We start from the raw sequence: 24,153 nt of genomic DNA, 5'->3' as shown, positions 1-24,153 counted from the left end.
GGTGTGCAATAGCCGCCAGGCGCGGGCAACACAAAACCATAAGCGGCCGCAAGGCCGACTATCCACCTTGGGAGACTTCCATGCATCGACCGCGCTTACCCGCTTTTTTCCTTGCCGGCAGTTTGCTTGCAGCGGGCGTTCTGGGTGCCGCGCCGGCCACGGCCACTACCCTGCGCATCCACACTAATTCAGACATTCGCAGCACCGATCCCGGCGTCAACCGTGACAACAACACTGATTCGGTGGTGCTGCACATGGTGGAAGGCCTGGTAGGTTACGACGCGAAAGGCCAACCGCAGCCTTTGCTGGCCGAGCGCATCGAGGTGTCGGATGATGGCCTGGCGTATACATTTCACTTGCGCGAGGGGGTGAAATTCCACAACGGCAAGCCGCTGACGGCCGACGATGTGCTGTGGAGCTGGAACCGCTTTATGGACCCCAAGACGGGTTGGCGCTGCCTGTCTGACTTCGACGGCCGTGTGCGCTTGAAGGTAGAAGAGGTCACGGCGCCCGATGCCAGGACGGTGGTGTTCCGCATCAATCATCCTGATCCGCTGTTTTTGAGTTCGCTGGCGCGCAATGACTGCGGCATGACGGCTATTACGCACCGCGATTCGCTGAAGGCGGACGGCACGTGGGACAAGCCGATAGGCACGGGCCCGTTCAAGCTGGGCGAATGGCGCCAGCGCGAATACATCAGCCTGGTGCGCAACGACGACTACGCCAGCCTGCCCGGCGGGCCCGACGGCTATGTGGGCAGCAAGCGCCCGCTGGTCGACGAAGTGCGCTTTGTGGTGATTCCCGACGCGGCAACCGCCAAGGCGGCCCTTCAACGCGGCGACATCGACATTCTGCATCGCCTGCCCTACGCCGAGGCGGCAGAACTCAAGAAAGACCCGAGTCTTACCGTTTATCCGTCGTCGATCTGGGCGCCCAATACGCTTTTGTTCCAGACGACTGATCCGCTGCTGGGCAAACTGGCCATGCGTCGTGCCATCGCCGCCGCGATCGATTACAAGCAGCTGGTTGACGGCGTGACCTATGGGTTGGCCGAGCCCAACCAGTCTGTCGTGCCGTTGTCGTCGCCCTATCACACGGCAGTCCAGAAGCAGGCGTTTACACACGACGCCACCCGCATCAAGCAGCTGCTTGCCGAAGCGGGCTATCGGGGCGAGCGCCTGCTGATCACCACCAATAAACAGTACACGCACCATTTTGATATGGCGCTGATCGCCCAGGCCATGTTGCAGCAGGCCGGCATCAATGCCGAGCTCGAAGTGGTGGAGTGGGGCGCGCAGCAGGACAAATGGCAAAAGGGCAATTATCAGCTGATGGCGTTCGGCTATTCCGCCCGCCTCGATCCCGCCCTGAGCTACGAATCGGTGATGGGCCCCAAGGCCACCCAGCCGCGCAAGGTATGGGAAGACCCGGCGTCGCTCGCCTTGCTGGCCGACGCCATGCGCCAGGCCGACCCCGCTGCCCGCCAGGCCGCCTTCGACCAGTTGCATCGCAATGCTATCGACCAGGTGCCGCTGATCGTGCTGTTCAACACCTTGGTCAACGATGTGGCGCGTAACGACGTAACCGGCTATCGCGCATCGGTATTTGGCAGCCCGCGGCTCTGGGAAGTCGCCAAACAAGGCCCGGCCGGTGGCTAAGCGCCAACGAGCCGGCTTTTGAAGAGAACCCATGGACGACAACATATTTCTTCCGCTGGTCGAGGTGCATGGCACCCCCTATGAGCGCGGCCGCCAGCACGGCGAGCAGGCGGCGCGCCGGGTGCGGCGCAGCGCAGACATTTATGCCCGCGCGCTCAATGAATTCGGCTTTCCGGCCAGTCGGCTGGACCAGCTGATAGGCGAATTCCGCCGCCAGATTGCCGAGTTCGAACCGGCCTACCTGGACGAAATGCAAGGCGTCGCCGATGGTGCCGGTGTGCGCTTTGACGAAGTGCTGATGATCAACGCGCGTACCGAAATCGTGACGCAGGCCCGCTTGTCCAGAGCGGCTCGCGCCGATGGGCCTCAACCCGACGCTGATGATGCCTGCACCAGCGCGGCCGTGCTGCCCGCGCGCAGCGCCAGCGGCAACCTGCTGCAAGGCCAGAACTGGGATAACCGGGTGGACTGCGCCGATACGGTCATTATCTTGCGCGTTCTTCGCGAAGACGGCCCGGACGTGCTCACCTTTGTCGAAGCGGGCGGCCTGGCGCGCTACGGCATGAACTCCGCCGGGATCGTCCTGAACGGTAACGGCCTGGCTAGCAGCCGCGATTACACCCAGAGCGGCATACCGCTGCCGCTGGTGCGTCGCAAGGCGCTCGAGCAAGAGCACTATGCCGTCGCGCTGCAGATTGTTGCCGCCACGCCCAAGGCCTGCTCGTGCAACGTCATGCTGGGCACCAGCCTGGGCCTGTCGGTGAACCTGGAATGCGCGCCCGACGAGACCTTTTTGCAGTATCCGGAAGACGGGCTGCTGGTGCACGCCAATCACTGGAGTACGCGCGTGGCGCTGGGCCAACTCCGCGAGACCGGCATGGCGACGTCGCCCGAGAGCCCGTATCGGGACGTGCGCGTACTCCAGGCCTTGCGGTCGGCGGGCCCCCTCGTCGGCCTCGACCACCTCAAGCAGGCCTTTGACGACCGCCACGCCAGCCCATATTCCGTGTGCCGGCCGCCGCGCATGGGCGGTCAGGGTTACCCATCCAGTACTACTGCCACGCTGCTTATGGAGCCGGCCGCCGGAACCATGGCCGTGGCCCGCATGCCTTGCCTGGAGCCGCGCTATGCCACGTATGGCATAGCGAGGGGCAGCCAGGCCAGTTTTTGATTTTTCTTTGCCTTCTAGACGGAGCAATCTGAATGCAAAAGCATTTTCTTCTTACCGCGGCCGTAGCCGCGCTGTGCGCCACGAGCACCGTGGCTGCCACGACCCTGCGCGTCCACCAGGACGCCGATATCCGCAGCACTGATCCCGGCGTCAACCGCGATGGCAACACCGACGGAGTGGTCCTGCACATGGTGGAAGGTCTGGTGGGCTACGACGCGAAAGGGCAGCCGCAGCCTTTGCTGGCCGAGCGCATCGAGGTGTCGGACGATGGCCTGGCGTATACGTTTCACCTGCGCGAGGGGGTGAAGTTCCACAACGGCAAGCCGCTGACGGCCGACGACGTGCTGTGGAGCTGGAACCGTTTCATGGACCCCAAGACGGGGTGGCGCTGCCTGTCTGATTTCGACGGACGGGTGCGGTTGAAAGTAGAGGAAGTCACGGCGCCCGATGCCAAGACGGTGGTGTTCCGCATTAACCATCCTGATCCGCTGTTTTTGAGTTCGCTGGCGCGCAATGACTGCGGCATGACGGCTATTACGCACCGCGATTCGCTGAAGGCGGACGGCACGTGGGACAAGCCGATAGGCACGGGCCCGTTCAAGCTGGGCGAATGGCGCCAGCGCGAATACATCAGCCTGGTGCGCAATGACGACTACGCCAGCCTGCCCGGCGGGCCCGACGGCTATGTGGGCAGCAAGCGCCCGCTGGTCGACGAAGTGCGCTTTGTGGTCATTTCGGATCCGGCCACTGCCAAGACGGCGCTCGCAAGCGGCGCGATCGATCTCATGTCGAAGGTGCCCTATTCAGAGATGAGCGAGCTGCAGAACCATGCCGATATCGCGACGACCGTGTCGCCGCAATTGTCTCCCACCACCTTTCCGCTGCAGACGCGCGACAAGCTGCTGTCCAATACCAAGCTGCGCCAGGCCATTGCCGCCGCGCTCGATTACAAGCAATTGGTCGATGGCGTGACCTACGGCCTGGCCGAGCCCAATAACTCCCTGGTGCCCAGCGAGTCGCCGTTTTTCGGCGAGGCACAGGCGCGCGGCTTCCAGCATGACCCGGCGCGTGTCCGGAAGCTGCTGGCCGAGGCTGGCTACAAGGGCGAGAAGATCGTTATTTCCACTAACCGGCGCAACCAGCCCAACTACGACGCTGCCGTCATCGCTCAGGCCATGCTGCAGCAGGCCGGGATCAATGCGGACATCGAGGTACTGGAGTGGGGCGCCCAGCAGGACAAGTGGCAAAAGGGCAATTACCAGATGATGTCGTTCTCGTACTCCAGCCGGATGGACCCCTCTCTCAGTTTCGAGGGCGTGATGGGCCCGAAAGACACGCAACCGCGCAAAGTCTGGGATGATGCCGAGTCGCTGGAATTGCTGACGCAGTCCATGCGCGAGACCGATCCCGCGCAGCGCCAGAAGATGTTTGACGATCTTCATGCCCGCATGCTTGAGCAGGTCCCGCTTATCCCGATCTTCAATACGCTGGCCACGGGCGCGTACCGCAAGAACGTCAGCGGCTTCGAGTCGTCGGTCTTCGGCACCCCGCAGCTCTGGGAAGTCAGCAAGAAGGATTGACGCGGCCATGCCACAAGTTCTTTATTTGCTAGGCGATATCAACTTCCGCGGGGTCAATGACGCCAGCGGCTTGTTCGAGCACGTCGGCGAGCCCCTGCGGCGGGCGGACATGGTGTTCGCCAACCTGGAATGCTGCCTGTATGACCTGCCCGGCGACGCCGTGGAGCGGCGCGGTTTCTATGTGCCGCCAGCGGTCGGTGCGGCGCTGGCCCAGGCCGGCGTTCAAGTGGCGGGCAACGCCAACAATGTGACCATCGGGCGCGAGGCGGTCATGGCGTCCCTGGCCGAGCTCGATCGCCTGGGTATCGGCCATGTGGGGGCGGGGGCGGACGATACGCAGGCGCGCGCCGGCCTGGTCGTCGAGCGGGCCGGGGTGCGCTACGGCTTTCTGCAGCGCACCGCGGTGTACTGGCCGGAATTCCATGAGGCAGGCCCGGGGCAGCCGGGCGTGGCGGTCATCAAGGGGCATACGGCTTATCGCCCCGCGCTGGAGCAGCAGGCCGCCCGTACTCGTCCGGGCGTGCCCCCGCAGGTAGTTACCTGGGCCGATCCGGATTCATTGCAACGCTATCGGCAAGACGTGGCCGACTTGCGCGAGCGGGCCGACGTGTTGGTGGCGTCGCTGCATTGGGGCTTCCGGCGCGAAGTGCTGCAGTACCAGCGAGAATTCGCCCACGCCGCGGTGGACGCAGGGGCCGACATTGTGTTCGGGCATGGCCCGCACATGATTCTGCCCATCGAGACCTACCGCGGCCGGCCGATCTTCTATGGCGGGGGCAATTTTTCGTTCCAGATGGCGCACCACAACGACCCCCATACCGAATGGGTGGGCAGCATGTTGCGGGTGGCCATTGATGGGGCGGGCACGGTGGGCGAGATCGAGCTGTCGTTCACCCAGCGCAATGCCGCCAACCAGACCCTGGTGCGTCCGGTAAGTGCACTGCCCCATGAGCGCGACCTGCTGCTGCAAGGCTCGCTGGCGCTGGGCACTTCATTGCAGGTGCGCGGCGACAGCCTTGTGCTGACGCCTTCCGGCCGCTGATTTCCCGCCCACACTATTCATACGGACTTTACATGCAGACCCCCTTTCCTTTCGTTTCTATCTCCGGCGCGCCGTTTGAGCGTGGCCGCCAATACGGAGCCGCTGTGCCCGAACGCATTGCGCACAGCGCCCGCTACTATCGCGGCGAGCTCGACAAGATAGGCACCGACCCGGCCGGCCAGGCCGCCCTGATTGCCGAGTTCGCCGCGCAGATCGAGGCGTTCCGGCCCGAGCACGGCGAAGAAATGCGCGGCATCGCGGCCGGATCGGGCGTGTCGTTCGATGATGTCGTCCTGATCAACGCGCGTACCGAGGTCATTGCCAAGGCCCGCTTGCTGGGCCGCCAGGCTGCCATCGACCCGGCCGAAGGCGAGTGCACGGCCGCGATCGTCATGCCCGAGCGCAGCGCCGACGGCCGCATGATCCATGCCCATAACTGGGACTGGGATCCGGACGCGCGCGATAGCACTATCGTGCTGCGGGTGCAGGGCGAAGATGGCTTGAGCGTGGTCACGCTGGTAGAGGCCGGCGGCCTGGCGCGCCACGGCCTCAATTCGGCCGGCTTAGCGCTCACCGGCAACTACATCAGCTGCGACCGCGATTACACGCAGAGCGGCGTGCCCCTCAGCAGCATCCGCCGCGCCGCGCTCGAGCAGCGCCATGTGGCTGTCGCGATGCAACTGCTGGCGGCCACGCCCAAGGCGTGCTCCAGCAACATGATCGTCAGCCAGGATGGCTGGCTGATGGACTTTGAGTGCGTGCCGGACGAGAGCTTTACGCTGTTGCCGCAGAACGGTCTGCTGACCCATTCCAACCATTTCATAAGCGAGGTGGCATTGGGCAAGGTGCGCGAAGCCGGGCTTCGCAATGCAGTGGACACGTACTATCGCGCCTGGCGCGTGCGCGAACTGCTCGATGCATGCGGCCCGCGCATCAGTGTGGCGGATGTGCGGCGCGCCCTGGCCGACGATTGGGCCACGCCTTATTCGGTGTGCCGCCCGCCGCGCGGCACCCTGACCGGTGGCCGCACCGCGACGGTGGCAACAATCATTATTGATCCTGTCGGCCTGACCATGGATATAGCCGCCATGCCCTCGTTCGGCCAGTCTTTCACCCGGTACACATTCGAGGGCGAGCCGCAGCCGGTGGATTGATATAGCCGTCCAGGTGTCAGGCTTCCGAGCGGATCAGGCTGGCGCCTCGTGCCGTCCGGAGCCGCCCAATGAAGGGGGCACGCTGACCCAACGCGTCGTCTGAGCGCTGACGGGCGCGGTGGCTGTTTTCGTGGCCGCGCTGGCCCTGCTGGCCTATCTGGCCTTCGAGCAGATGGAAGACGGGCTGGTCGATCAGATACTGACGATCGAGGCGAGCCGGGTGGCGCAGCACGTGGCGGCCGATCCGCAGTTCTTGCCTGCGCAAGGCGCGCGGGAACTCGGCGTGTCGATGCGGGCCTGGCTGCAAGACGGCGCGGCTGGCGGCAACATGCCCTCGCAATTGAACAGTTTGCCGCCGCGGTTGCATCTGTTGGAGCCGGGCGCGGAAACCTGGCACGTCATGGTGGCCGACACTTCGCGCGGGCGTCTGTATGTGTTGTACGACGCGACTGACCATGAAGCCCGGGTGCGCGACTTTGGCCTGATCGTGCTGGGCATGGGCGCGCTTTGTATCATGGCCGCCTGCGAAGTCATGTTGCTCAACGCGGAGCTGCCGGGTGATATCCGGCACCGCGTGGCGCGGGCGCAACGCCATCGAACACGCTGCTCCGGCCAAGCTGGTCGCGGCGTTGGCGGCGACGGCTCATTAGAGCTGCGCGATACGGACAAGGGTATCCTGGCTGAAGAGTTGCCGTTTGTGTTCCAGCGCTATTACAGCGGCCGGCTGAAAGATGCGCCGGCTACAACGCCGGACGATGACGGCGGCTTTCCGCGCGGACTGGGGCTCGCTATCGCCAAACGGGTGTGCGACATGCAGGGCTGGCGCCTGCAGGTCGAATCCGAAAGAGAAGGGGTGCGGCGCGGCACCTGTTTCTTGTTGAGGTTTTCATGAGCAGGCATCATGCGCGCGCCCAGCGTTGCATAGGCCAGCATGGCGGCCAGGTTCAGTATCGCCAGTATGGCAGCCAGCGCCAGGTATTGCGGCAGCAGCGGCGCGGCCGGGCGTATGAACTGCGGCAAGAATGCCGACATGAACAGCAAGGCCTTCGGGTTGGTGGCCGCCACCAGGAAACTGCGCAGGAACAACGCGCGCGCTTCGGGCGGCCGCGCCCCGGCCGGCCCGGGCAGGGCGGCGGCCGCATCGGTGCGCAGCAGGCGCCACCCCAGATAGGCCAGGTAGCCGGCACCGGCCCACTTCAGTAGCTGGAACGCGGCCTCCGAGGCCGCCAGCAGCACCCCCAGCCCCGACGCCACGATGGCCACCAGCGCCATGTCGGCCAGCACGGCGCCCGCCATGGTGCGAGCCGTTGCTCATGGCCAGCAGCACGGTGGGCCCCGGCGTGGCGATGGTGATGCCCGAGGTGATCGCAAACAGCAGCAATGTGGCAAGTGTCATGGGTAGCGGGCGGGAAGGCCGCTCTAAATGCACGCACAAGGCGCCAGTCTGATCCGACGTGCGGAATTCGTCCAGCGAGCGGCTACCATACCGGGGTTGCATTGTTGTGTATCGCTTATGGTCCCGCCCTTCGTCACCCCTGGTTCCCCCCCCCCTGCGCCGCCCCGGCCGGCGCTATCCGCCATTCTGCAAGCTACCGCCAGCGCCGTGCGCGCTGTCGACCAGGGGCGGTCGCTGACCGACGCGCTGGCCGCCGTGCCGGCGCCGCTGCGCCCGGCGGTACAGGCGGTATCGTTCCACGCCATGCGCCAGCTGGGCTGGGCCGCGGCGATCGGGCACCAGTTGGTGCAGCGGTCGCCCGGGCCGCTCTTTGACGCGCTGCTGCGGGTTTCGCTGGCGCTGTTGCGCGCGGCGCCCGGCGACACGCAGCAGGCCCATGCGGCCAGCATGCCGGGCATGCCCGTGTATGCGCCACACACCGTGGTCAACCAGGCAGTGACCGCTGCCGCCGGCCAGCGTCCCCTGGCGGCGTACAAGGGGCTGCTCAACGCCTGCCTGCGCCGTTTCCTGCGCGAGCGCGACGCGCTGGAAGCCGCCATCAGCGATGATCCCGAAGCCCGCTGGAACCACCCGGCCTGGTGGGTGGACGAGCTCCGCCGGGTTTACCCGGACCAATGGCAGGCCGTCCTGGACGCGGCCAACATTCCGGCGCCGCTGACCCTGCGGGTCAATACGCGCCGGGCCGCGCGGGACCAGGTCAGCCAGGCGTTGCAGGATGCCGGCATTGGCTCTGTGCCGGTCGGCCAGTCTGGCCTGGTGCTGGCGCAACCGCGCCCGGTGCAGCAGCTTCCGGGGTTCGAACAAGGCTGGTGGTCGGTGCAGGATGCCGCTGCGCAGCTGGCCGCGCCGCTTCTGGCCCCGCGTGACGGCGAGCGGGTGCTGGACGCCTGCGCCGCGCCGGGCGGCAAGACGGCGCACCTGCTGGAACTGGCCGATCTCGATCTGCTGGCCCTGGATGCCGATGCCGGGCGGCTGGCGCGCGTCGAGCAGAACCTTGACCGCCTGGGGCTGCGCGGCGGCCGGGTGGCCGTGGCGGCAGCCGATGCCGCCGATCTGGATGCGTGGTGGGATGGCAAGCCCTTCGACGCCGTGCTGGCCGACGTGCCCTGCACGGCGTCGGGAATCGTCCGGCGCCATCCCGACATCCGCTGGCTGCGGCGCGCGCCCGACATCGCCCGCACGGCCCGCCTGCAGGCGCGGCTGGTCGATGCTTTGTGGCGTACCGTCGCGCCCGGCGGCCGATTGCTTTACGTAACCTGCTCGGTGTTCCCCGCCGAAGGAGCCAGGCAGGCCGACGCATTTGCCCGCCGCCACCCCGACGCACTGCGGCTGGCTGCGCCCGGCCAGCTTTTGCCTGTTGCGGTCGGCGCAACACTGCAGGGCCAGCACGACGGCTTTTTCTACGCGCTATTTGCCAAGCAGTCATGAATCACCAAGAATAGGGACACAGGCTGGCCGATGCGGCCGGATGACGAATGTCGATGATCTCTCGCCTATGTTGCGCGCTACTGCTGGCATTTCTGCTGCTTCCTCTCGGAGCCGGCGGGCCGGCGTTCGCGGCGGAACCCCGCGTGGCGCGCATCGACCCGGTCATACGCGACGGTAAGCTCGAAGTCGACGCCGACGTCGACATCACGCTGAACAGCCAGCTGCGCGACGCAGCCGAACGGGGCCTGCCGCTGTATTTCACCGCCGACCTCGTCGTCAGCCGCTCGCGGTGGTGGTGGTTCGACGAAACGGTGGTCGATACGTCGCTCACCTGGCGCGTGGTGTACAACGCCCTGACGCGGCAATGGCGGGCGGGGGCGGGCGAACTCAGCCTGCCGGTGTCGTCGCTGGACGAAGCCATGGATATCGTGCGCCACATCCGCGGCTGGCAAGTGGTCGATGTGTCCGACCTCGACTACGGGGTGCCGTACAGCGGCCAGCTGCGCCTGCGCCTGGACACTTCACAACTGGCGCGCCCGTTCCAGGTCAACGCGCTCAACAGCAGCTCATGGTCGCTGGCCACCCCCTGGGCCGATTTTTCATTTTCGCTGGCTGAACCCCAGGATCCGTCATGAGAATGCTGCTGCGCATCGCGCTGATCATCGGTGCCGTCAGCGGACTGGCCTTGCTGGGCCTGCTGGCCTGGTCTACCGGCAACGCATCGCGCTTTGCGCGCTACTACGACACCTTGCTGGTGTTGAACGGCGTGTTCGCGCTGGCGCTGTTCGTGTGGGTGGTGGCGCTGACCACCCGGCTGGTGCGGCAGATTCGCCGGCGGCAGTTCGGCGCGCGCCTGACGGCACGCTTCGCGCTGGCCTTCGCCCTCATCGGCGTGGTGCCCGGCGCGCTGATCTACACCGTATCCGTGCAGTTCATGTCGCGGTCCATCGAGTCCTGGTTCAACGTGCGCGTCGACAGCGCGCTCGAATCCGGGCTGAACCTGGGCCGCGCCGCGCTCGATTCGCTGCTGGCCGATATGGACGCCAAGGCACGCGCCATGGCCGCCGAGCTCAACAATGTCGCCGACCGCGATATTCCGCTGGCCCTGACGCGGCTGCGCGAATCCAGCGGCGTGCAGGACGTGATGGTATTCACCGGCAGCGGCCGGTTGGTGGCGTTTTCGACGGACCAGTACGGCCAGCTGCTGCCCGAGATTCCGCCCACCACGGTGCTGAACCAGCTGCGCCTGGGGCGCGGCTATTCGGCCGCCGAGGCCGATGACAGCGTCGCGGGGGGCAAGCCCAGCCTGCAGCTGCGCGTGGTCATCCCCCTGAATGCGCCGGCCCGCTACGACAGCCTGACCGCCCTGCAGCCCGAACCGCGCTGGCTGCAGCTGCTGCAGCCCGTGCCCGAGCAGATCGCCGATAACGCCAATCGCGTGCAGCAGGGGTTTCGCGACTACCAGGAACTGGCGCTGTCGCGGTTGGGGCTGCGCAAGCTGTATGGCATTACGCTGACGTTGGCGTTGCTGCTGGCCGTGTTCGCGGCCATTGCCGTGGCGCTGTCGCTGTCCAAGCGCCTGGTGCGCCCGCTGCTGCGCCTGGCCGCCGGCACGCAGGCCGTGGCGGTCGGCGACTACCGCCCGCTGCCCGAGCCGCCCGAGCGCGACGAAGTAGGCCAGCTGACCCGTTCGTTCAACGCCATGACGCGCCAGCTCGACGAGGCGCGCCGCATGGTGGAAAGCAACCGCCGGCAGCTTGAGCGTTCCAATGTGTACCTGGAAAGCGTGCTGTCGAACCTGTCGTCGGGCGTACTCGTGTTCGACGAAGGGTTCCGCGTCACCACGGTGAACCAGGGCGCGCAGTCCATCCTGCAGGCCGACCTGCGCTCGGTGATCGGCAGGCCGCTCGAAACCGTTGATGGCTTGCTGGAGTTCATCCAGGTTGTGCGCCAGGCCTTCGCGCAGCACGAGGCCGTGGGCTCGGAACGCCTGCATTGGCAGCAACAGTTCGAGATCACGCTGGCGCCGCCCGCCGACTCGAACGAACCGCCGCAGACGCTCACCCTGCTGGCCCGCGGCACGCATCTGCGCGTGGATGGCCGGGGCAATGGGTACCTGGTGGTGTTCGACGACATCACCGAGGTGATCTCGGCCAACCGCACGGTGGCCTGGGGCGAGGTGGCGCGCCGCCTGGCGCACGAAATCAAGAACCCCCTCACGCCTATCCAGCTGTCGGCCGAGCGGCTGGCCATGAAGCTGGCCGATCGCCTGGAGCCGGGCGACCGCCAGATGCTTGAGCGTTCTACCAATACCATCGTCAACCAGGTGGGCTCGCTCAAGCAGATGGTCGACGATTTCCGCGAGTACGCCCGCACGCCCCCGGCCGTGATGCAGTCCATAGATTTCAACGCGCTGGTGGCCGATGTGCTGGCGCTGTACGGGTGGGAGCCTGGCGACAGGGGGGCGGTGCGCCACCGCGAAGCGCTGAACCTGCGTGTCGAGCTGGAGCCCGGCCTGCCCCTGATCGAAGGCGACCCCACCCAGCTGCGGCAGGTCATCCACAACCTGCTGTCGAATGCGCGCGATGCCGTGGCCGACCAGGGCGGCGAGGGCCAGGTGCGCGTCACCACACAGCTTATGCAGGGTTCCGACGGCGACGAGGCGGCGCAGCCGGCGGTTCGTTTCACCGTCGCGGACACCGGCCAGGGGTTCTCTCAGAAGGTCATGCAAAGGGCTTTCGAACCGTACGTCACGACCAAGGCCCATGGTACTGGGTTAGGATTGGCCATTGTGCGCAAAATTGTCGAAGAGCATGGCGGCAGGATCGACCTGGCCAATCGCAAGGAAGGGGGGGCGCGAGTCTCGATACTGCTCACCCGGCTGGCGTCGCGCGCCGTTGCTATGGACGCGCCCGCGCAAGAAAAGGATAATGCGGCTACGCAATAGGTGGAAGGTTTATGGCCAGAATTCTGGTGGTTGACGACGAAGTCGGTATTCGCGAGCTTCTGTCCGAAATCCTTTACGACGAGGGGCACACGGTCGAATTGGCCGAAAATGCGGCGCAAGCGCGCGCGGCGCGGCAGCGCACCCGCCCCGATCTGGTGCTGCTCGACATCTGGATGCCCGACACCGACGGGGTCAGCCTGCTCAAGGAATGGGGCTCGCAGGGGCTGCTGGACATGCCCGTCATCATGATGAGCGGCCACGCCACCATCGATACCGCCGTCGAAGCCACGCGCATCGGCGCCATGGACTTCCTCGAAAAACCCATCACGCTGCAGCGCCTGCTCAAGACCATCTCGGCGGGGCTGGCGCGAGGGCGTGCGCCGCATCCCGCGCCGGCCGTCGCCCCGCTGGCTGCCGTGACGCCCCTGGCCCTGCCCGAAGACGAGCTCGATCCGCCCGGCGCGCTGGCCCCGGCGCCCGCCAGCCCCGAGACGCCGCTGTCCAACGGCCGGCTCGGGTCCATCGCCCTTGACCAACCCCTGCGCGAAGCGCGCGACGAGTTCGAACGCATTTATTTCGAGTACCACCTGGCGCGCGAGAACCACAGCATGACGCGCGTTTCCGAGCGCACCGGCCTCGAGCGCACGCACCTGTACCGCAAGCTCAAGCAGCTGGGCATCGAGTCGGCACGCAAGCGGGGCACATGAAGATCCTCATCATGGGGGCCGGCCGCGTTGGCACCAGCGTGGCTGAAAACCTGGTGTCGGAACAGAACGACATCACCGTGATCGACACCAATGTCGATCAGTTGCGATATTTGCAAGATCGGCTGGATCTGCGCGTGGTTCACGGCGATGGCACCCAGGTGTCGGTGCTGGAAAGCGCTGGCGCGGCCGACGCCGACCTGTTCATAGCCTGCTCTGCATCCGATGCCGCCAATATGGTGGGCTGCAAGATGGCCCGCCAGCTGTTCAATGTGCCACGGCGCATCGCCCGCATCCGCATGCCCGATTTCGCCGAACACCCCGAACTGATGGGCGAAGACGGCTTCTGTATCGACGCCCTGATCAGCCCCGAACGAAGCGTCACCACGTACCTGCACAGCCTGATCGAGTTTCCCGAGGCGCTGCAGGTGGTGGAATTCGCCGACGGCCGCATCAGCGTGGTCACCGTCAGGGTGGGGCATGGCAGCCCCATGGCGCATCACCCGGTAGCGCAATTGCGCGACGTATGGCCCGACGTGGCCGCCCGGGTGATCGACGTCGTGCGCGATGGCCGCCCGCTGCAGGCGGGGCGCGGCACGGTCATCGCCCCGGGCGACGAAGTGGTGCTGGTGGTCGATTCCCGCCACGCCCGCCGCGCCGTGCGGCAGCTGCGCGAGGCCGAAAAGTCGGTGCATCGCGTCATGATCGCCGGGGGCGGCAATATCGGCCTGCGGCTGGCGCGCCAGCTGGCCGAAGAAAACTACAGCGTGCGCATCATCGAGCGCAACCTGAAGCGGTGCGAATACCTGGCGGCCGAGCTGCCCAGCAGCGTACTGGTGCTGCACGGCAGCGGCACCGACGAAGAATTGCTCGAACGCGAGAACATCGGCGACATGGATACCTGGCTGGCCCTGACCAGCGACGACGAAGACAACATCATGTCGTCGCTCCTGGCCAAGCGCCTGGGCGCGCGCCGCGTCATCGCCCTTATCAATCGCCAGGCATATGGCGAGCTTATGCAGGGCAGCCATATCGATATTGCCGTTTCGCCATCGCACGCCACCATGAGCGAGCTGCTGCGCCACGTGCGCCGCGGCGACATCACGGTGGGGCACCGGTTGCGGCAGGGCGTGGCCGAGGCCATCGAGGCCGTGGCGCACGGCGATGCCCGCACGTCCAAGGTGGTGGGCCGTGCGGTGGGCGATATCCGGCTGCCGCGCGGGGCCAGCATCGGCGCGCTGGCGCGTGGCGACGAAATACTCATGCCCGACGATGACACGGTCATCGAAAGCGGCGACCACGTCATCGTTTTTGCTCCTTCGCGGCAGATGATGCCGCGCGTCGAAAAACTGTTCCAGGTTTCGGCGTCGTTCTTCTAAGCAGCCATGCGCCTTTGCCCCCGCCGGCCAGCTTTATCCATACGGCCATCTGCATGAACCGCTTGCTGGCAACCTTCTACGTGGCGGGCCTGACCATGGTGGTGTTTTCGCTCGCCATGCTGTTGCCGCTGGCGGTTGCCTACCTGGGCGATGACGCCGGCTTTACGGCCTTTCTCGACGGCTTCCTGCTGGCGTTCGGCGCGGGCACGACCGTCTGGCTGGCCACGCGTCGCGCGCGCAGCGAACTGCATGCGCGCGACGGCTTTCTGCTGGTATCGGTGGTGTGGGTCGCGCTGCCGCTGCTCGCCGCCATTCCGTTTCTGATCTACTTCGACCGCGCCGGCCTTGCGCTGTCGTTCACCGATGCGTACTTCGAGGCCATGTCGGGGCTGACCACCACCGGCGCGACGGTGCTGGCCAATCTGGACCAGCTGCCTGCCTCTATCAACCTGTGGCGGGCCACCCTGGTGTGGATCGGCGGCCTGGGCATCCTGGTTCTGGCCGTGGCCATCCTGCCGTTGCTGGGCGTGGGCGGACACCAGGTCGTGCGCGCCGAGACGCCCGGCCCCATGAAAGACGAGCGCCTCACGCCGCGCATCGCCAGCACGGCCAAGGCGCTGTACGCGGTGTACTTCGGGCTGTCGTTGCTGTGCCTGGGGGCGTATCGGGCGGTGGGGCTGAGCTGGTTCGACGCGTGGTGCCACACGGCCACGACCATGGGCCTGGGCGGGTTTTCCACGCGCGACGAAGGCTTTGCCTATTTCGATTCGGTGTCGGTCGAAATGGTGGCCATGGTTTTCATGACCCTGGCCGGCATCAACTTCGCCACGCACTTCAGCGCGCTGCGGCAGCGGCGGCTGCGCGCCTACGTGCTCTGCCCCCAGACCATCCCATACCTTGTGATCATGCTGGGCGCGGGCCTGGTGATTTCGGGCTACCTGTACTTCCGCGGCGTGTATACCGAGCCGCTGCAGGCCCTGCGCTACGGCATGTTCAATACCATCTCGGTGGCTACCACTACCGGCTTTGCCAACGTCGATTACGCCGTGTGGCCCCTGATTGCGCCGCTGACAATGTTGCTGCTCTCGGGCTTTGTCACCTCGGCCGGCTCCACCGGCGGCGGCATCAAGATGGTGCGCGCGCTGCTGCTGGTAAAGCAGGCGCGCAACGAGCTGGTGACCATGCTGCACCCGAATGCCGTCAACCCCATCCGCATGGGCGGCCGGTTGGTCGACCAGCGCGTCATGGCATCGGTACTGGCATTCATGCTCGTGTACGGCCTGTCTATCGGCGTGCTGACCAGCCTGCTGCTGGTTACCGGGCTGGAGCCCATTACCGCCTTCTCGGCCGTGTTCGCCAGCATCAACAACACCGGCCCCGGCCTGGGGCCCGTTGGGCCCATGGGCACCTTCGCGGTGCTGTCGGACTTCCAGACCTGGGTTTGCACCTTTGCGATGTTGATCGGGCGCCTGGAACTGCTGACAGTCGTCGTGCTGTTCACCCCCATGTTCTGGCGCAAATAGCGTCGGCGGCAGCTGCGGCCGGCCGTCCTTCCCCTCATCTGTGGGCGCACCGATCCGCATGGCGAGCGTGCGCAAACTTCATTGGTGCGCCGCCGCAAAATCGGCGTTCGCGCCGTCACTTCGCGTTAAGAAACGGCCCGGCAAAGGCTAGGAATAACCCGGGCAAGGGTTATCCCGCTCCTGTGCAAAGGCGCGATTTCATGCGGGTTTTGGCGGGGTACTGCCCCACGAGCCGCGCCCTGCCTAGGCTGCGAGCACTTACTTACTTTGTAGTCACAGGAGAAAACCTATCGTGTGTTGAAGTTGCGCACATTTGTCACGATTTTGACTCTTCCAGACATAAAGTTGCGGCTATCATGCACGCATAAGACGCCGTCGAGTACCCCCCGGGAAGCAGCCGGGCTTCAAGGTCGAACGGCGCGCTTCCACAAACTAAATCTTAAGGAGTCGGAGATGGAACAAATCCCGTTCAATTCGTCCGCCCCCAACACGCTCGGCATCGAACTAGAACTCCAGCTGATCAATCCGCGCAGTTTCGACCTGGCCGCCGCGGCCGATGAATTGCTGGCCCAGATGGCCAACCACCCCATTGCCGACCGGGTAAAACCCGAGATCACCCGGTCCATGATCGAATTGAATTCCTCGGTGCATGAACACCCCGTGGGGCTGCTGGCGGAAATGCGCGAGATGCGCGACGCGCTGTGCCTGGCCGCTGATGCGGTGGGCGTGTCGGTGGCCGGGGGCGGGGCCCACCCGTTCATGCGCTGGCAGGAACGCGCAATTTCCGATTCGCCGCGGTTCCAGTACCTGGCAGAAATGTACGGCTACCTGGCGCGCCAGTTCACGGTGTTCGGCCAGCATATTCACCTGGGCGTGGCTTCCGGCGACGCCGCCGTGCGCCTGGTGCGCGGCTTGTCGCCGTACGTGCCGCACTTCATTGCGCTGGCCGCGTCATCGCCCTACTACGAAGGCGTGGACACGCTGTTCTCGTGCTGCCGCCTGAATGCCGTCAGCAGCTTCCCGCTGGCTGGCCACATGCCGGCCGAGGTGACCGACTGGTACCGTTTCGAAGCGCACATCGCACAACTGCGCACCAGCGGACTGGCCGAAAGTATCAAGGACTTGTATTGGGACATCCGCCCCAAGCCGGAATTCGGCACGGTTGAAATCCGGGTGTGCGACACCCCGCTGACAGTTGAGCGCGCGTGCCAGCTTGCTGCGTTCGCCCAGGCCCTGGCGGTATTGGCCGCCCGCGACCCCGAGCCGTCGTCGTCGGCGTGGCTGGCTTACCGCAGCAACCATTTCCAGGCCTGCCGCTTCGGCCTTCAAGGCAGCTATGTGACCCCCGCCGGCGAGCGGATGCGCCTGATCGACCACCTGCGCAGCCTGTTCCAGCGCTTGATGCCCATTGCCGAAGAGCTGGGCACGGCCGACATGCTCGGCGCGTTGCGCGATGAAGCCATCCGCAACGGCAACGATTCCCGCTGGCTGCGCAGCCAGTTCCATCGTGTGCGCGAACTGCCGCTGGTGGTGGAATCGATGACACGCGCGTGGCGCGGCGAACGCGAACTGGGGCCGTCTTCCGAAGTGCCGCGCCGCCGCATCCGTGCGAACTCCGAACCGATGCACGAGGTGCAGGCCCTGGCCACGCCCGATGTAGGGGGCGCCGCCGGCTGGCACCCCGACCGTCTGCACTGACCTTCGCCGCCAGATGGCGGGCCGCACGGCCGCCCGCCAGCCGGGTTTCGCCCGGGAGTGTGCAGTTCGAGACGCGTAGTCCGCGACGCGTAGTTCGGGACGCGTAGTCCGGGACGCGCTGTTCGGGACGCGCAGTCCGGCGCTTTCAGCCTGCGGCGGCGTCAGCTCGCGTTGCGCCGGCCGCCAATTGCGCTGACCGACAGGTGCGTTTCGCCGGGTGCGCTGCGCCGGGCGGCGGCCCGCCAGGCGTGCCCGTATGCGACTTCGATGGTCAGGGGAATCACCCCTTGTGCATTGCGCTGGGCCTCTAGCGCGGCGCACAGCCGGTCGCGCCAGGAGCGTCCCACTAACCCGCCGCGCCGACCGCGTGCGGGGTTTCCGCCGAGTGCGCGCACGTCTTCCAGCAGCCGTTCAGGAGAGCGATAGGTCAGCGTAAGGGTTTCCTGGTCCATGACAGGGTCGGCGAAGCCGTTTTCCACCAACAGATCGCCGAAGTCGTGCATGTCCACAAATGCCGGCGTTGCGGTGCGCAGGCCGGCGTCGTCCAGTGCCTGGCGCAACTCGCGCAGCGTGGCGGGCCCCAGGCACGAGAACATTGCCAGGCCGCCCACTTTCAATACGCGGCGCCATTCTGCCAGCACGCTGTGCGGCGCCGGGTGCCAATGCATCGCCAGGTTCGACCACACCAGGTCCAGCGACTCGGGCGCCAGCCGGGTATCGGCCAGGTCGGCGCATACGAACTGCGGGGCGTCGCCGCGCCGCCCGGGCAGCTTGTTGAGCAACCGCGCGACGCCGCGTGGCGCGTAGCGCTGACGAGCGTGGTCCAGCACCGCCGCGCTGGCATCCAAGCCAAGGTAGCTGGCGTCCGGGTACCGTTCGCGCAGCAGCGGCAGGTTGTCACCCGCGCCGCATCCGGCGTCCAGCAGCGCACCGGGTTGCAGCCGGATGTATTGCAGCCGCCCGAGCATGCGCCGGGCGACCTCGGCATACAGGAACTGCGCGTCAGACAAATCGCCACGGCGCGAAAACTGGCGTACGACGTGGGCGGGCACCAAGGGTAGCGAGGGCAGGGGGGCGGATGCAGGCTGTGACATGAAGGGCGCGCCGCACGGCGGCGGCGCTGCAGATACGTGCTGTGATAGGGGCCGGCGATGTTGCGGAGGCCGTCATGCCTTTCATTATTGCGCATTCGGGTGCAAGGGTCTTGCGGCAGGTTGTGCGGCGGGGGGTGGCCCTGCTGCCTTCCGATTGCCCCTTGTGCGAAGGAAGGGCGGCCGGCGGGCTGCTTTGCGCCGGTTGCGCCGACGATATTTCACAGACGATGCGGGCCGGCCTTGCGCGCTGTTCGCGCTGCGCCTTGCGGCTGGCCGGCCCGGGCCGCGCGTGTCCGGACTGCCACGCCGCCCCGCCGGCTTTCGCGCGAACAATCGCCGCGTTCGACTATGAGCCGCCGTTCGACTCGCTGATCGGACGCTACAAGGCCGAGCGGCGCTATGGGCTGGCCACGGCGCTGGCGCAGTTGCTGGCCGACCAGGCCGCGCGCCAGGCGCTGCCCTTGCCGGCGGATATGGTGCTGGCGCCTATTCCGGCCAGCCAGGCGTCGCTGCGCCGCCGCGGCTTCAATCCGGCAGCCGAGTTGGCCGCAGGGCTGTCCGCCAGGCTGCATCGGCCGCTGCGACGTGGCCTATTGCGCCGCGTGCGCGAAGGCGCGCGCCAGGCCAGCGGCAATCGCGCGGCGCGCCGCCTGGGTGCGCAGGGTGTGTTCGCGTGCACGAGGCCATTGCACGAACAGTGCGTGGGGCTGGTGGATGACGTGATGACAACGGGCAGCACCGTCGACGCTGCGGCGCGTGCGCTGTTGCAGGCCGGAGCAGCCGAGGTCATCGTACTGGTCGCCGCCCGCACCCCGTGGCGTGACGGCCGCGCAGCCGAGCGGCCGGGCGATGGCGCAGCAAACTGGCCGAAGGCGAAAGAAATGCGCGGGGGTGTCTGACACCCTGCGGGAGTCAGACACCGTGCTGGTGCCGCGCATCCCATCGCGTACTGGTGTCTGACTCCGAAGGTGTCAGACACCCTGCGGGAGTCAGACACCGTGCTGGTGCCGCGCATCTCATCGCGTACTGGTGTCTGACTCCGAAGGTGTCAGACACCCTGCGGGAGTCAGACACCGTGCTGGTGTAGCGCATCCCATCACGTACTGGTGCCTGACTCCGAAGGTGTCAGACACCCTGCGGGAGCCAGACACCGTGCTGGTGCCGCGCATCCCACCGCGTTCTGGTGTCTGACTCCGAAGGTGTCAGACACCCTGCGGGAGTCAGACACCGCGCTGGTGCCGCGCATCCCACCGCGTTCTGGTGTCTGACTCCGAAGGTGTCAGACACCCTGCGGGAGTCAGACACCGTGCTGGTGTGGGGCATCCCATCGCGTACTGGTGCCTGACTCCGAAGGTGTCAGACACCCTGCGGGAGTCAGACACCGTGCTGGTGCCGCGCATCTCATCGCGTACTGGTGTCAGACACCCTGCGGGAGTCAGACACCTTCTTGCGCCGGCTTCCGCTGACGGCGCACGGTCTGCTGGGCGTTCAGCGCATTACAAAGGGGTTGCCGACCGGCGAGCCGGCGTTGATCACGACGCTCTTGACCTGCTGGTATTCGCGCATGGCGTCGATGCCGCTTTCGCGTCCCAGTCCGGAGTCTTTGTAGCCCCCGAACGGCATCAGATAGCTGACCAGGCGGTACGTGTTCACCCATACCGTGCCCGACTGGATGCGCTCGGCCATGCGCAGTGCGCGGCCGATGTCGCGGGTCCACACGCCCGCTCCCAGGCCGAAGCGCACGTCGTTGCCCAGCTTTACGGCTTCGTCTTCATCTTTGAAGCGGATGATGGACAACACCGGCCCGAACACTTCTTCCTGCGCGATGCGCATCTGGTTGTCTACGTCGCCGAAGATCGTGGGCTGGATGAAGCGTCCGTCTTTCCAGGGGCCCTCGCGCACCGCTTCGCCGCCCAGCAGCAGGCGCGCGCCTTCGTTGCGGGCGATATCGATATATTCCAGCACCTTCTGGTACTGCGGCGGAGTGGTAATCGGCCCCACCTGCGTGTCCGGCTGCATCGGGTCGCCCATGCGGGCCGTGCGCGCCAGCGCCACCAGCTTTTCAACAAACGTATCGTAGATGCTGTCTTGCAGCAGCAGTCGCGACCCGGCAATGCATGTCTGGCCCGTGGCCGCGAAAATACCCGACACGGCGCCGTTTACCGCATCGTCCAGGTTGGCGTCGTCGAATACGATGTTGGGCGACTTGCCGCCCAGTTCCAGGCTTACATGCTTGAAGTGGCGTGCGGCCTGCTCGTTGATCAGGCGGCCCGTGGCGTCCGACCCGGTGAAGGTGATTTTGCGCACCAGCGGATGCGTGACCAGCGGCGTGCCGACTTCGGCGCCAAAGCCCGTCACGACGTTCACCACGCCCGGCGGGAAGCCCGCGAGTTCGAAAAGCTTGACGAATTCCAGCGTGGACGCCGATGTGAATTCAGATGGCTTGAGCACAACGGTGCAGCCTGCGGCCAGCGCGGGCGCGATCTTCCAGGCCGTGAGCAGCAGGGGCGAATTCCAGGGGGTGATGGCCGCCACCACGCCCAGCGGCTCGCGTCGCGTATAGCCAAAGTGCCCGGGCTTGTCGATGGGCGGCACGGTGCCCTCGATCTTGTCGGCCAGCCCGCCGTAGTAATAAAACCATTGGGGCACATACTTGAGCTGGCCGGCCATTTCGGCGTACAGCTTGCCGTTGTCGCGCACTTCGGTACGCGCCAGCGCCTCGGCCTCGCGGGCGATCAGGTCACCCACGCGATGCAGCAGCTGGCCGCGTTGGGTGGGCGTGTAGCTGGCCCAGGGGCCCTGGGTGCCGGCGCGGTGGGCGGCCTGCACGGCGCGATCGACGTCGTCTGCATTGCCGCGTGGCATGGTGGCCCAGGGTTTGCCGTCGCACGGGTTGTCGGACTCGAACCAAGCACCCGACGCCGGGTCGACATACTGCCCGTCAATGTAGAGTTGGTAACGCTTCATGCTTGCCTCCGTTATATGTTTGTCATGGCCGGGCCTGCCGCCTGCCCCAAACCGTCTATTTTGGCGCGAAGCGCGCGCGCCTGCGCGTATTCGGGGCCGTGCGGCGCTTTGCTTTTCTGAAAGGAAGGCTTAGCGCATGCATAAGTAGAGGCCCGGCAACAAGCCCCGTCTCCCTGGCACAATAGCGGCAATGCACGGCGCCCCATGCGGCCGCGCCAGGATGAAATCCATGTTCCACGTCGTACTCGTCTGCCCTGAAATTCCTCCCAATACCGGCAACGCCATCCGCCTGTGCGCCAACACCGGGGCCCGGTTGCACCTGGTGCGGCCGCTCGGGTTCGAACTGGACGACGCGCGCCTGCGCCGCGCGGGCCTCGACTACCACGAATGGCAGCCCGTCCAGGTGCACGACAGCCTGCCACAGGCACTGGCCGCGGCCGGGCAGGGGCGGGTCTACGCCATGACGACGCGCGCGCAACGCAGTCTGGCCGATGTGTCGTTCCAGCCCGGGGATGTGTTTGTATTCGGCCGCGAAACCGCCGGCCTGTCGGCAGAGCACATGGCGCTGTTCGAGCCCGGCCAGTGTTTGCGCCTGCCCATGCGCGCGGGCCAGCGCAGTCTGAATCTGTCCAATGCCGTCGCGGTGACGGTGTTCGAGGCCTGGCGCCAGCAGGGGTACGCCGGCGGGGTCTAGGCGGGCATCAGCGTGCGCCGTAGTCGGCCGCCTCAAGCGGATACAGCGGCCGGGCGCGCTTGCGGTACGGAAAGATGGTGTAGTCCGAGGTGGTGGCGCCGGGGCTGTCGCACTCTACCAGCCCGGCCGAGATCGGCACGAACACCGGCCGGCAATACATGCGCGATTTCAACAACAGGTAGCGGGCGCGGCGTGGGTCCTGGCCCACGCTTTCGAATACGCCCAGGTCCCAGGGTTCGTGCGGGCGTTCGCACAGCACCAGGCACACTCCGCCCGCATCCAATACCGCTGTGCGCCCCATGTGGCACAGCATGCCGGTGTAGGTGGGGCCGCTGATGCGATATTGGCCATCGGTAATGGCGCGCACCGTGCCGTGCAGCACCAGGGGCTGTGCGTGTATGCCCAGATGGGCCAGCGACCGCTTGTTGCCCACCGCCACCGACACCTGCGCGCCTTCGCCGGCCTGGATCAGTTGCGCCACGGCTTGCGGGTCGCAAAGCGGCCCGGCCAGGATGCCTTCCATGCCTTGCGCCAGCGCGGCCTCGAGGACGGCGGTCGTATCGCAGGTTCCGCCGGAATTGCAGTTGTCGCCGTGGTCCAGCAGCAGCACGGGGCGGGTCTGGCCATGCGCCATTTCCCGAGCGCGGGCCAGCGATTCCTGCAGCGGTTCGCTGCGATAGACGAAGCCGTCGCGGTCGCGCCAGATCTGGGCTGCGATGTCGTCGGCCGCCCGGTCGGCGGCCGCGGCATCGCCATCGGCCACGGCGATCACGCTGATGCACGGACGTTCGATATCGGCCAGGCTGAAGCCCGCCAGCACCGACACCGCAAGCAACCCGTCTGCTTCGAGCCGTTGCGCCGCACTTACCGCAGCCTGCATGGCCCCCTGGTCGGTGGCCGATCGCAGGGTATGGGTCATCAGGGGCAGTTGCCGCCACGCCATGACCGGCTTGCACCGGCCTTCCAGCATGCCGAAGAGCAGCCGGCCCGCATGTTCGCCGGTTTCGTACATATCGACGTGCGGGTAAGTCTTGAAGCCGACGATGACATCGGCGTGGTCGACCATGGCCTGCGTCACGTTGCCATGCAGGTCGAGCGCCACGCCAATGGGCGCGTCCGGCGCGGCTTCGCGCACGCGACGCAGCAAGTCGCCTTCGCCGTCGTCGCGGTGTTCGGCCACCATGGCGCCGTGCAGGTCCAGCAGCACCGCACCGCAGCCGGGCGCCGCCGCGACGATGCGGGCGCACATGGCGTCGTAGGCGTCGGCGGCCACCGGGCCGCTGGGGTATGCCCAGCCCGATACGGGCGTCACGATCTCGGCGCCGCGCGCCAGGGCCAGGTCGATGAATGCCCCCATCGCCGTGCGCTGGCCGTGGTTGGCGCGGTACGCGTCGCCGTCGTAGTCGGGCCCGTTTTCCCCGAATGCCGCCAGGGGCGTGGGCACGGGGGAAAACGTATTGGTTTCGTGGTTAAGGCGGGCGATCAGGACTTTCATGCGCGGCTCCACGGCGGGGACTGGCCATGACAGTACCAGATGGACGCACGCTTGCCGAGGTCGTCTGGATGGCTGCGGCAGAACGGCCGGCAAAGCGGGCGCATGTCGGTGTCTGACACCCTTCGGGAGTCAGACACCGGCCCGTGGCATCCTTCGGGACAGG

General features: G+C 66.4%; 18 protein-coding genes and 1 pseudogene. 15 read left to right on the top strand and 4 right to left on the bottom strand.

Going from position 1 to position 24,153, the window contains the following annotated elements; translation table 11 throughout:
• Positions 1 to 80 precede the first annotated feature (80 nt).
• From CAL18_RS17155 to CAL18_RS20060, 6 genes are all read left to right on the top strand, one after another.
• Positions 81 to 1,658 carry an ABC transporter substrate-binding protein gene (locus tag CAL18_RS17155; RefSeq protein WP_094818401.1) on the top strand — a complete coding sequence of 526 codons (1,578 nt, stop codon included), beginning with the start codon at positions 81 to 83 and terminating at the stop codon, positions 1,656 to 1,658.
• Positions 1,659 to 1,689: 31 nt separating this feature from the next.
• Entirely contained in the window at positions 1,690 to 2,829 is a 1,140-nt protein-coding gene (locus tag CAL18_RS17150; protein ID WP_094818400.1) for a C45 family autoproteolytic acyltransferase/hydolase, read from the top strand.
• A 32-nt stretch (positions 2,830 to 2,861) separates the two neighbouring features.
• The gene (locus CAL18_RS17145; RefSeq protein ID WP_094818399.1) at positions 2,862 to 4,409 is read left to right on the top strand and encodes an ABC transporter substrate-binding protein; all 1,548 of its coding nucleotides are present in this window, start codon (positions 2,862 to 2,864) and stop codon (positions 4,407 to 4,409) included.
• A 7-nt stretch (positions 4,410 to 4,416) separates the two neighbouring features.
• Positions 4,417 to 5,451, top strand: a complete 1,035-nt coding sequence (locus CAL18_RS17140; RefSeq protein WP_094818398.1) for a CapA family protein — start codon at positions 4,417 to 4,419, stop codon at positions 5,449 to 5,451.
• 32 nt (positions 5,452 to 5,483) lie between these two features.
• The gene (locus CAL18_RS17135; RefSeq protein WP_094818397.1) at positions 5,484 to 6,605 is read left to right on the top strand and encodes a C45 family autoproteolytic acyltransferase/hydolase; all 1,122 of its coding nucleotides are present in this window, start codon (positions 5,484 to 5,486) and stop codon (positions 6,603 to 6,605) included.
• A 130-nt stretch (positions 6,606 to 6,735) separates the two neighbouring features.
• On the top strand, positions 6,736 to 7,497 hold the full coding sequence (locus CAL18_RS20060) for a sensor histidine kinase (RefSeq protein WP_141217786.1): 762 nt from the start codon (positions 6,736 to 6,738) through the stop codon (positions 7,495 to 7,497).
• Here CAL18_RS20060 and CAL18_RS17125 read toward each other — a convergent pair.
• A pseudogene (locus CAL18_RS17125) lies at positions 7,497 to 8,001 on the bottom strand (LysE family translocator); the annotation flags it as partial. The gene CAL18_RS20060 and the pseudogene CAL18_RS17125 sit on opposite strands and share 1 nt — an antisense overlap.
• Before the next feature lie 117 nt (positions 8,002 to 8,118).
• On the opposite strand from CAL18_RS17125, the gene rsmB reads away from it, so the two are divergent.
• The 7 genes from rsmB (at position 8,119) to CAL18_RS17090 (ending at position 17,740) form a co-directional block, all read left to right on the top strand.
• Entirely contained in the window at positions 8,119 to 9,489 is a 1,371-nt protein-coding gene (gene rsmB, locus CAL18_RS17120; protein WP_094818395.1) for a 16S rRNA (cytosine(967)-C(5))-methyltransferase RsmB, read from the top strand.
• 47 nt (positions 9,490 to 9,536) lie between these two features.
• Positions 9,537 to 10,124 carry a DUF4390 domain-containing protein gene (locus CAL18_RS17115; RefSeq protein ID WP_026639892.1) on the top strand — a complete coding sequence of 196 codons (588 nt, stop codon included), beginning with the start codon at positions 9,537 to 9,539 and terminating at the stop codon, positions 10,122 to 10,124.
• A complete protein-coding gene (locus CAL18_RS17110; protein ID WP_094818394.1) occupies positions 10,121 to 12,436 on the top strand; it encodes a sensor histidine kinase in 2,316 nt (771 codons plus the stop codon). Before CAL18_RS17115 ends, CAL18_RS17110 begins: the two co-directional genes overlap by 4 nt.
• A gap of 11 nt (positions 12,437 to 12,447) precedes the next feature.
• Positions 12,448 to 13,143 (top strand): response regulator, encoded by a 696-nt coding sequence (locus CAL18_RS17105; protein ID WP_026639894.1) that lies wholly within the window; start codon positions 12,448 to 12,450, stop codon positions 13,141 to 13,143.
• Positions 13,140 to 14,519: a Trk system potassium transporter TrkA gene (gene trkA, locus CAL18_RS17100; protein ID WP_026639895.1), complete on the top strand. Its 1,380-nt coding sequence runs from the start codon at positions 13,140 to 13,142 to the stop codon at positions 14,517 to 14,519. Before CAL18_RS17105 ends, trkA begins: the two co-directional genes overlap by 4 nt.
• Positions 14,520 to 14,572: 53 nt before the next feature.
• Complete coding sequence (locus CAL18_RS17095) at positions 14,573 to 16,042, top strand: TrkH family potassium uptake protein (protein ID WP_026639896.1); 1,470 nt, start codon at positions 14,573 to 14,575, stop codon at positions 16,040 to 16,042.
• Between the two features lie 453 nt (positions 16,043 to 16,495).
• Positions 16,496 to 17,740 (top strand): YbdK family carboxylate-amine ligase, encoded by a 1,245-nt coding sequence (locus tag CAL18_RS17090; RefSeq protein WP_094797520.1) that lies wholly within the window; start codon positions 16,496 to 16,498, stop codon positions 17,738 to 17,740.
• Between the two features lie 161 nt (positions 17,741 to 17,901).
• Here CAL18_RS17090 and CAL18_RS17085 read toward each other — a convergent pair whose 3' ends face one another.
• A complete protein-coding gene (locus CAL18_RS17085; RefSeq protein WP_026639898.1) occupies positions 17,902 to 18,834 on the bottom strand; it encodes a methyltransferase domain-containing protein in 933 nt (310 codons plus the stop codon).
• Between the two features lie 74 nt (positions 18,835 to 18,908).
• Between CAL18_RS17085 and CAL18_RS17080 the strand changes: the two genes are divergently transcribed.
• Positions 18,909 to 19,733: a ComF family protein gene (locus CAL18_RS17080; RefSeq protein WP_141217785.1), complete on the top strand. Its 825-nt coding sequence runs from the start codon at positions 18,909 to 18,911 to the stop codon at positions 19,731 to 19,733.
• A gap of 589 nt (positions 19,734 to 20,322) precedes the next feature.
• Here CAL18_RS17080 and CAL18_RS17075 read toward each other — a convergent pair.
• Positions 20,323 to 21,801, bottom strand: a complete 1,479-nt coding sequence (locus CAL18_RS17075) for an aldehyde dehydrogenase (protein ID WP_026639887.1) — start codon at positions 21,799 to 21,801, stop codon at positions 20,323 to 20,325.
• Positions 21,802 to 22,030: 229 nt separating this feature from the next.
• Here CAL18_RS17075 and CAL18_RS17070 point away from each other — a divergent pair, with 229 nt between their 5' ends.
• The gene (locus CAL18_RS17070; RefSeq protein ID WP_094818558.1) at positions 22,031 to 22,495 is read left to right on the top strand and encodes a tRNA (cytidine(34)-2'-O)-methyltransferase; all 465 of its coding nucleotides are present in this window, start codon (positions 22,031 to 22,033) and stop codon (positions 22,493 to 22,495) included.
• A 7-nt stretch (positions 22,496 to 22,502) separates the two neighbouring features.
• Here CAL18_RS17070 and CAL18_RS17065 read toward each other — a convergent pair whose 3' ends face one another.
• Complete coding sequence (locus CAL18_RS17065; RefSeq protein ID WP_094818393.1) at positions 22,503 to 23,990, bottom strand: M81 family metallopeptidase; 1,488 nt, start codon at positions 23,988 to 23,990, stop codon at positions 22,503 to 22,505.
• Positions 23,991 to 24,153: the final 163 nt, after the last annotated feature.

Source organism: Bordetella genomosp. 7 (assembly GCF_002261415.1).
Lineage (GTDB): Bacteria > Pseudomonadota > Gammaproteobacteria > Burkholderiales > Burkholderiaceae_B > Bordetella_A.
The sequence above is the reverse complement of the archived record's forward strand: the minus strand, read 5'-3'. Positions and strand labels throughout refer to the sequence as shown.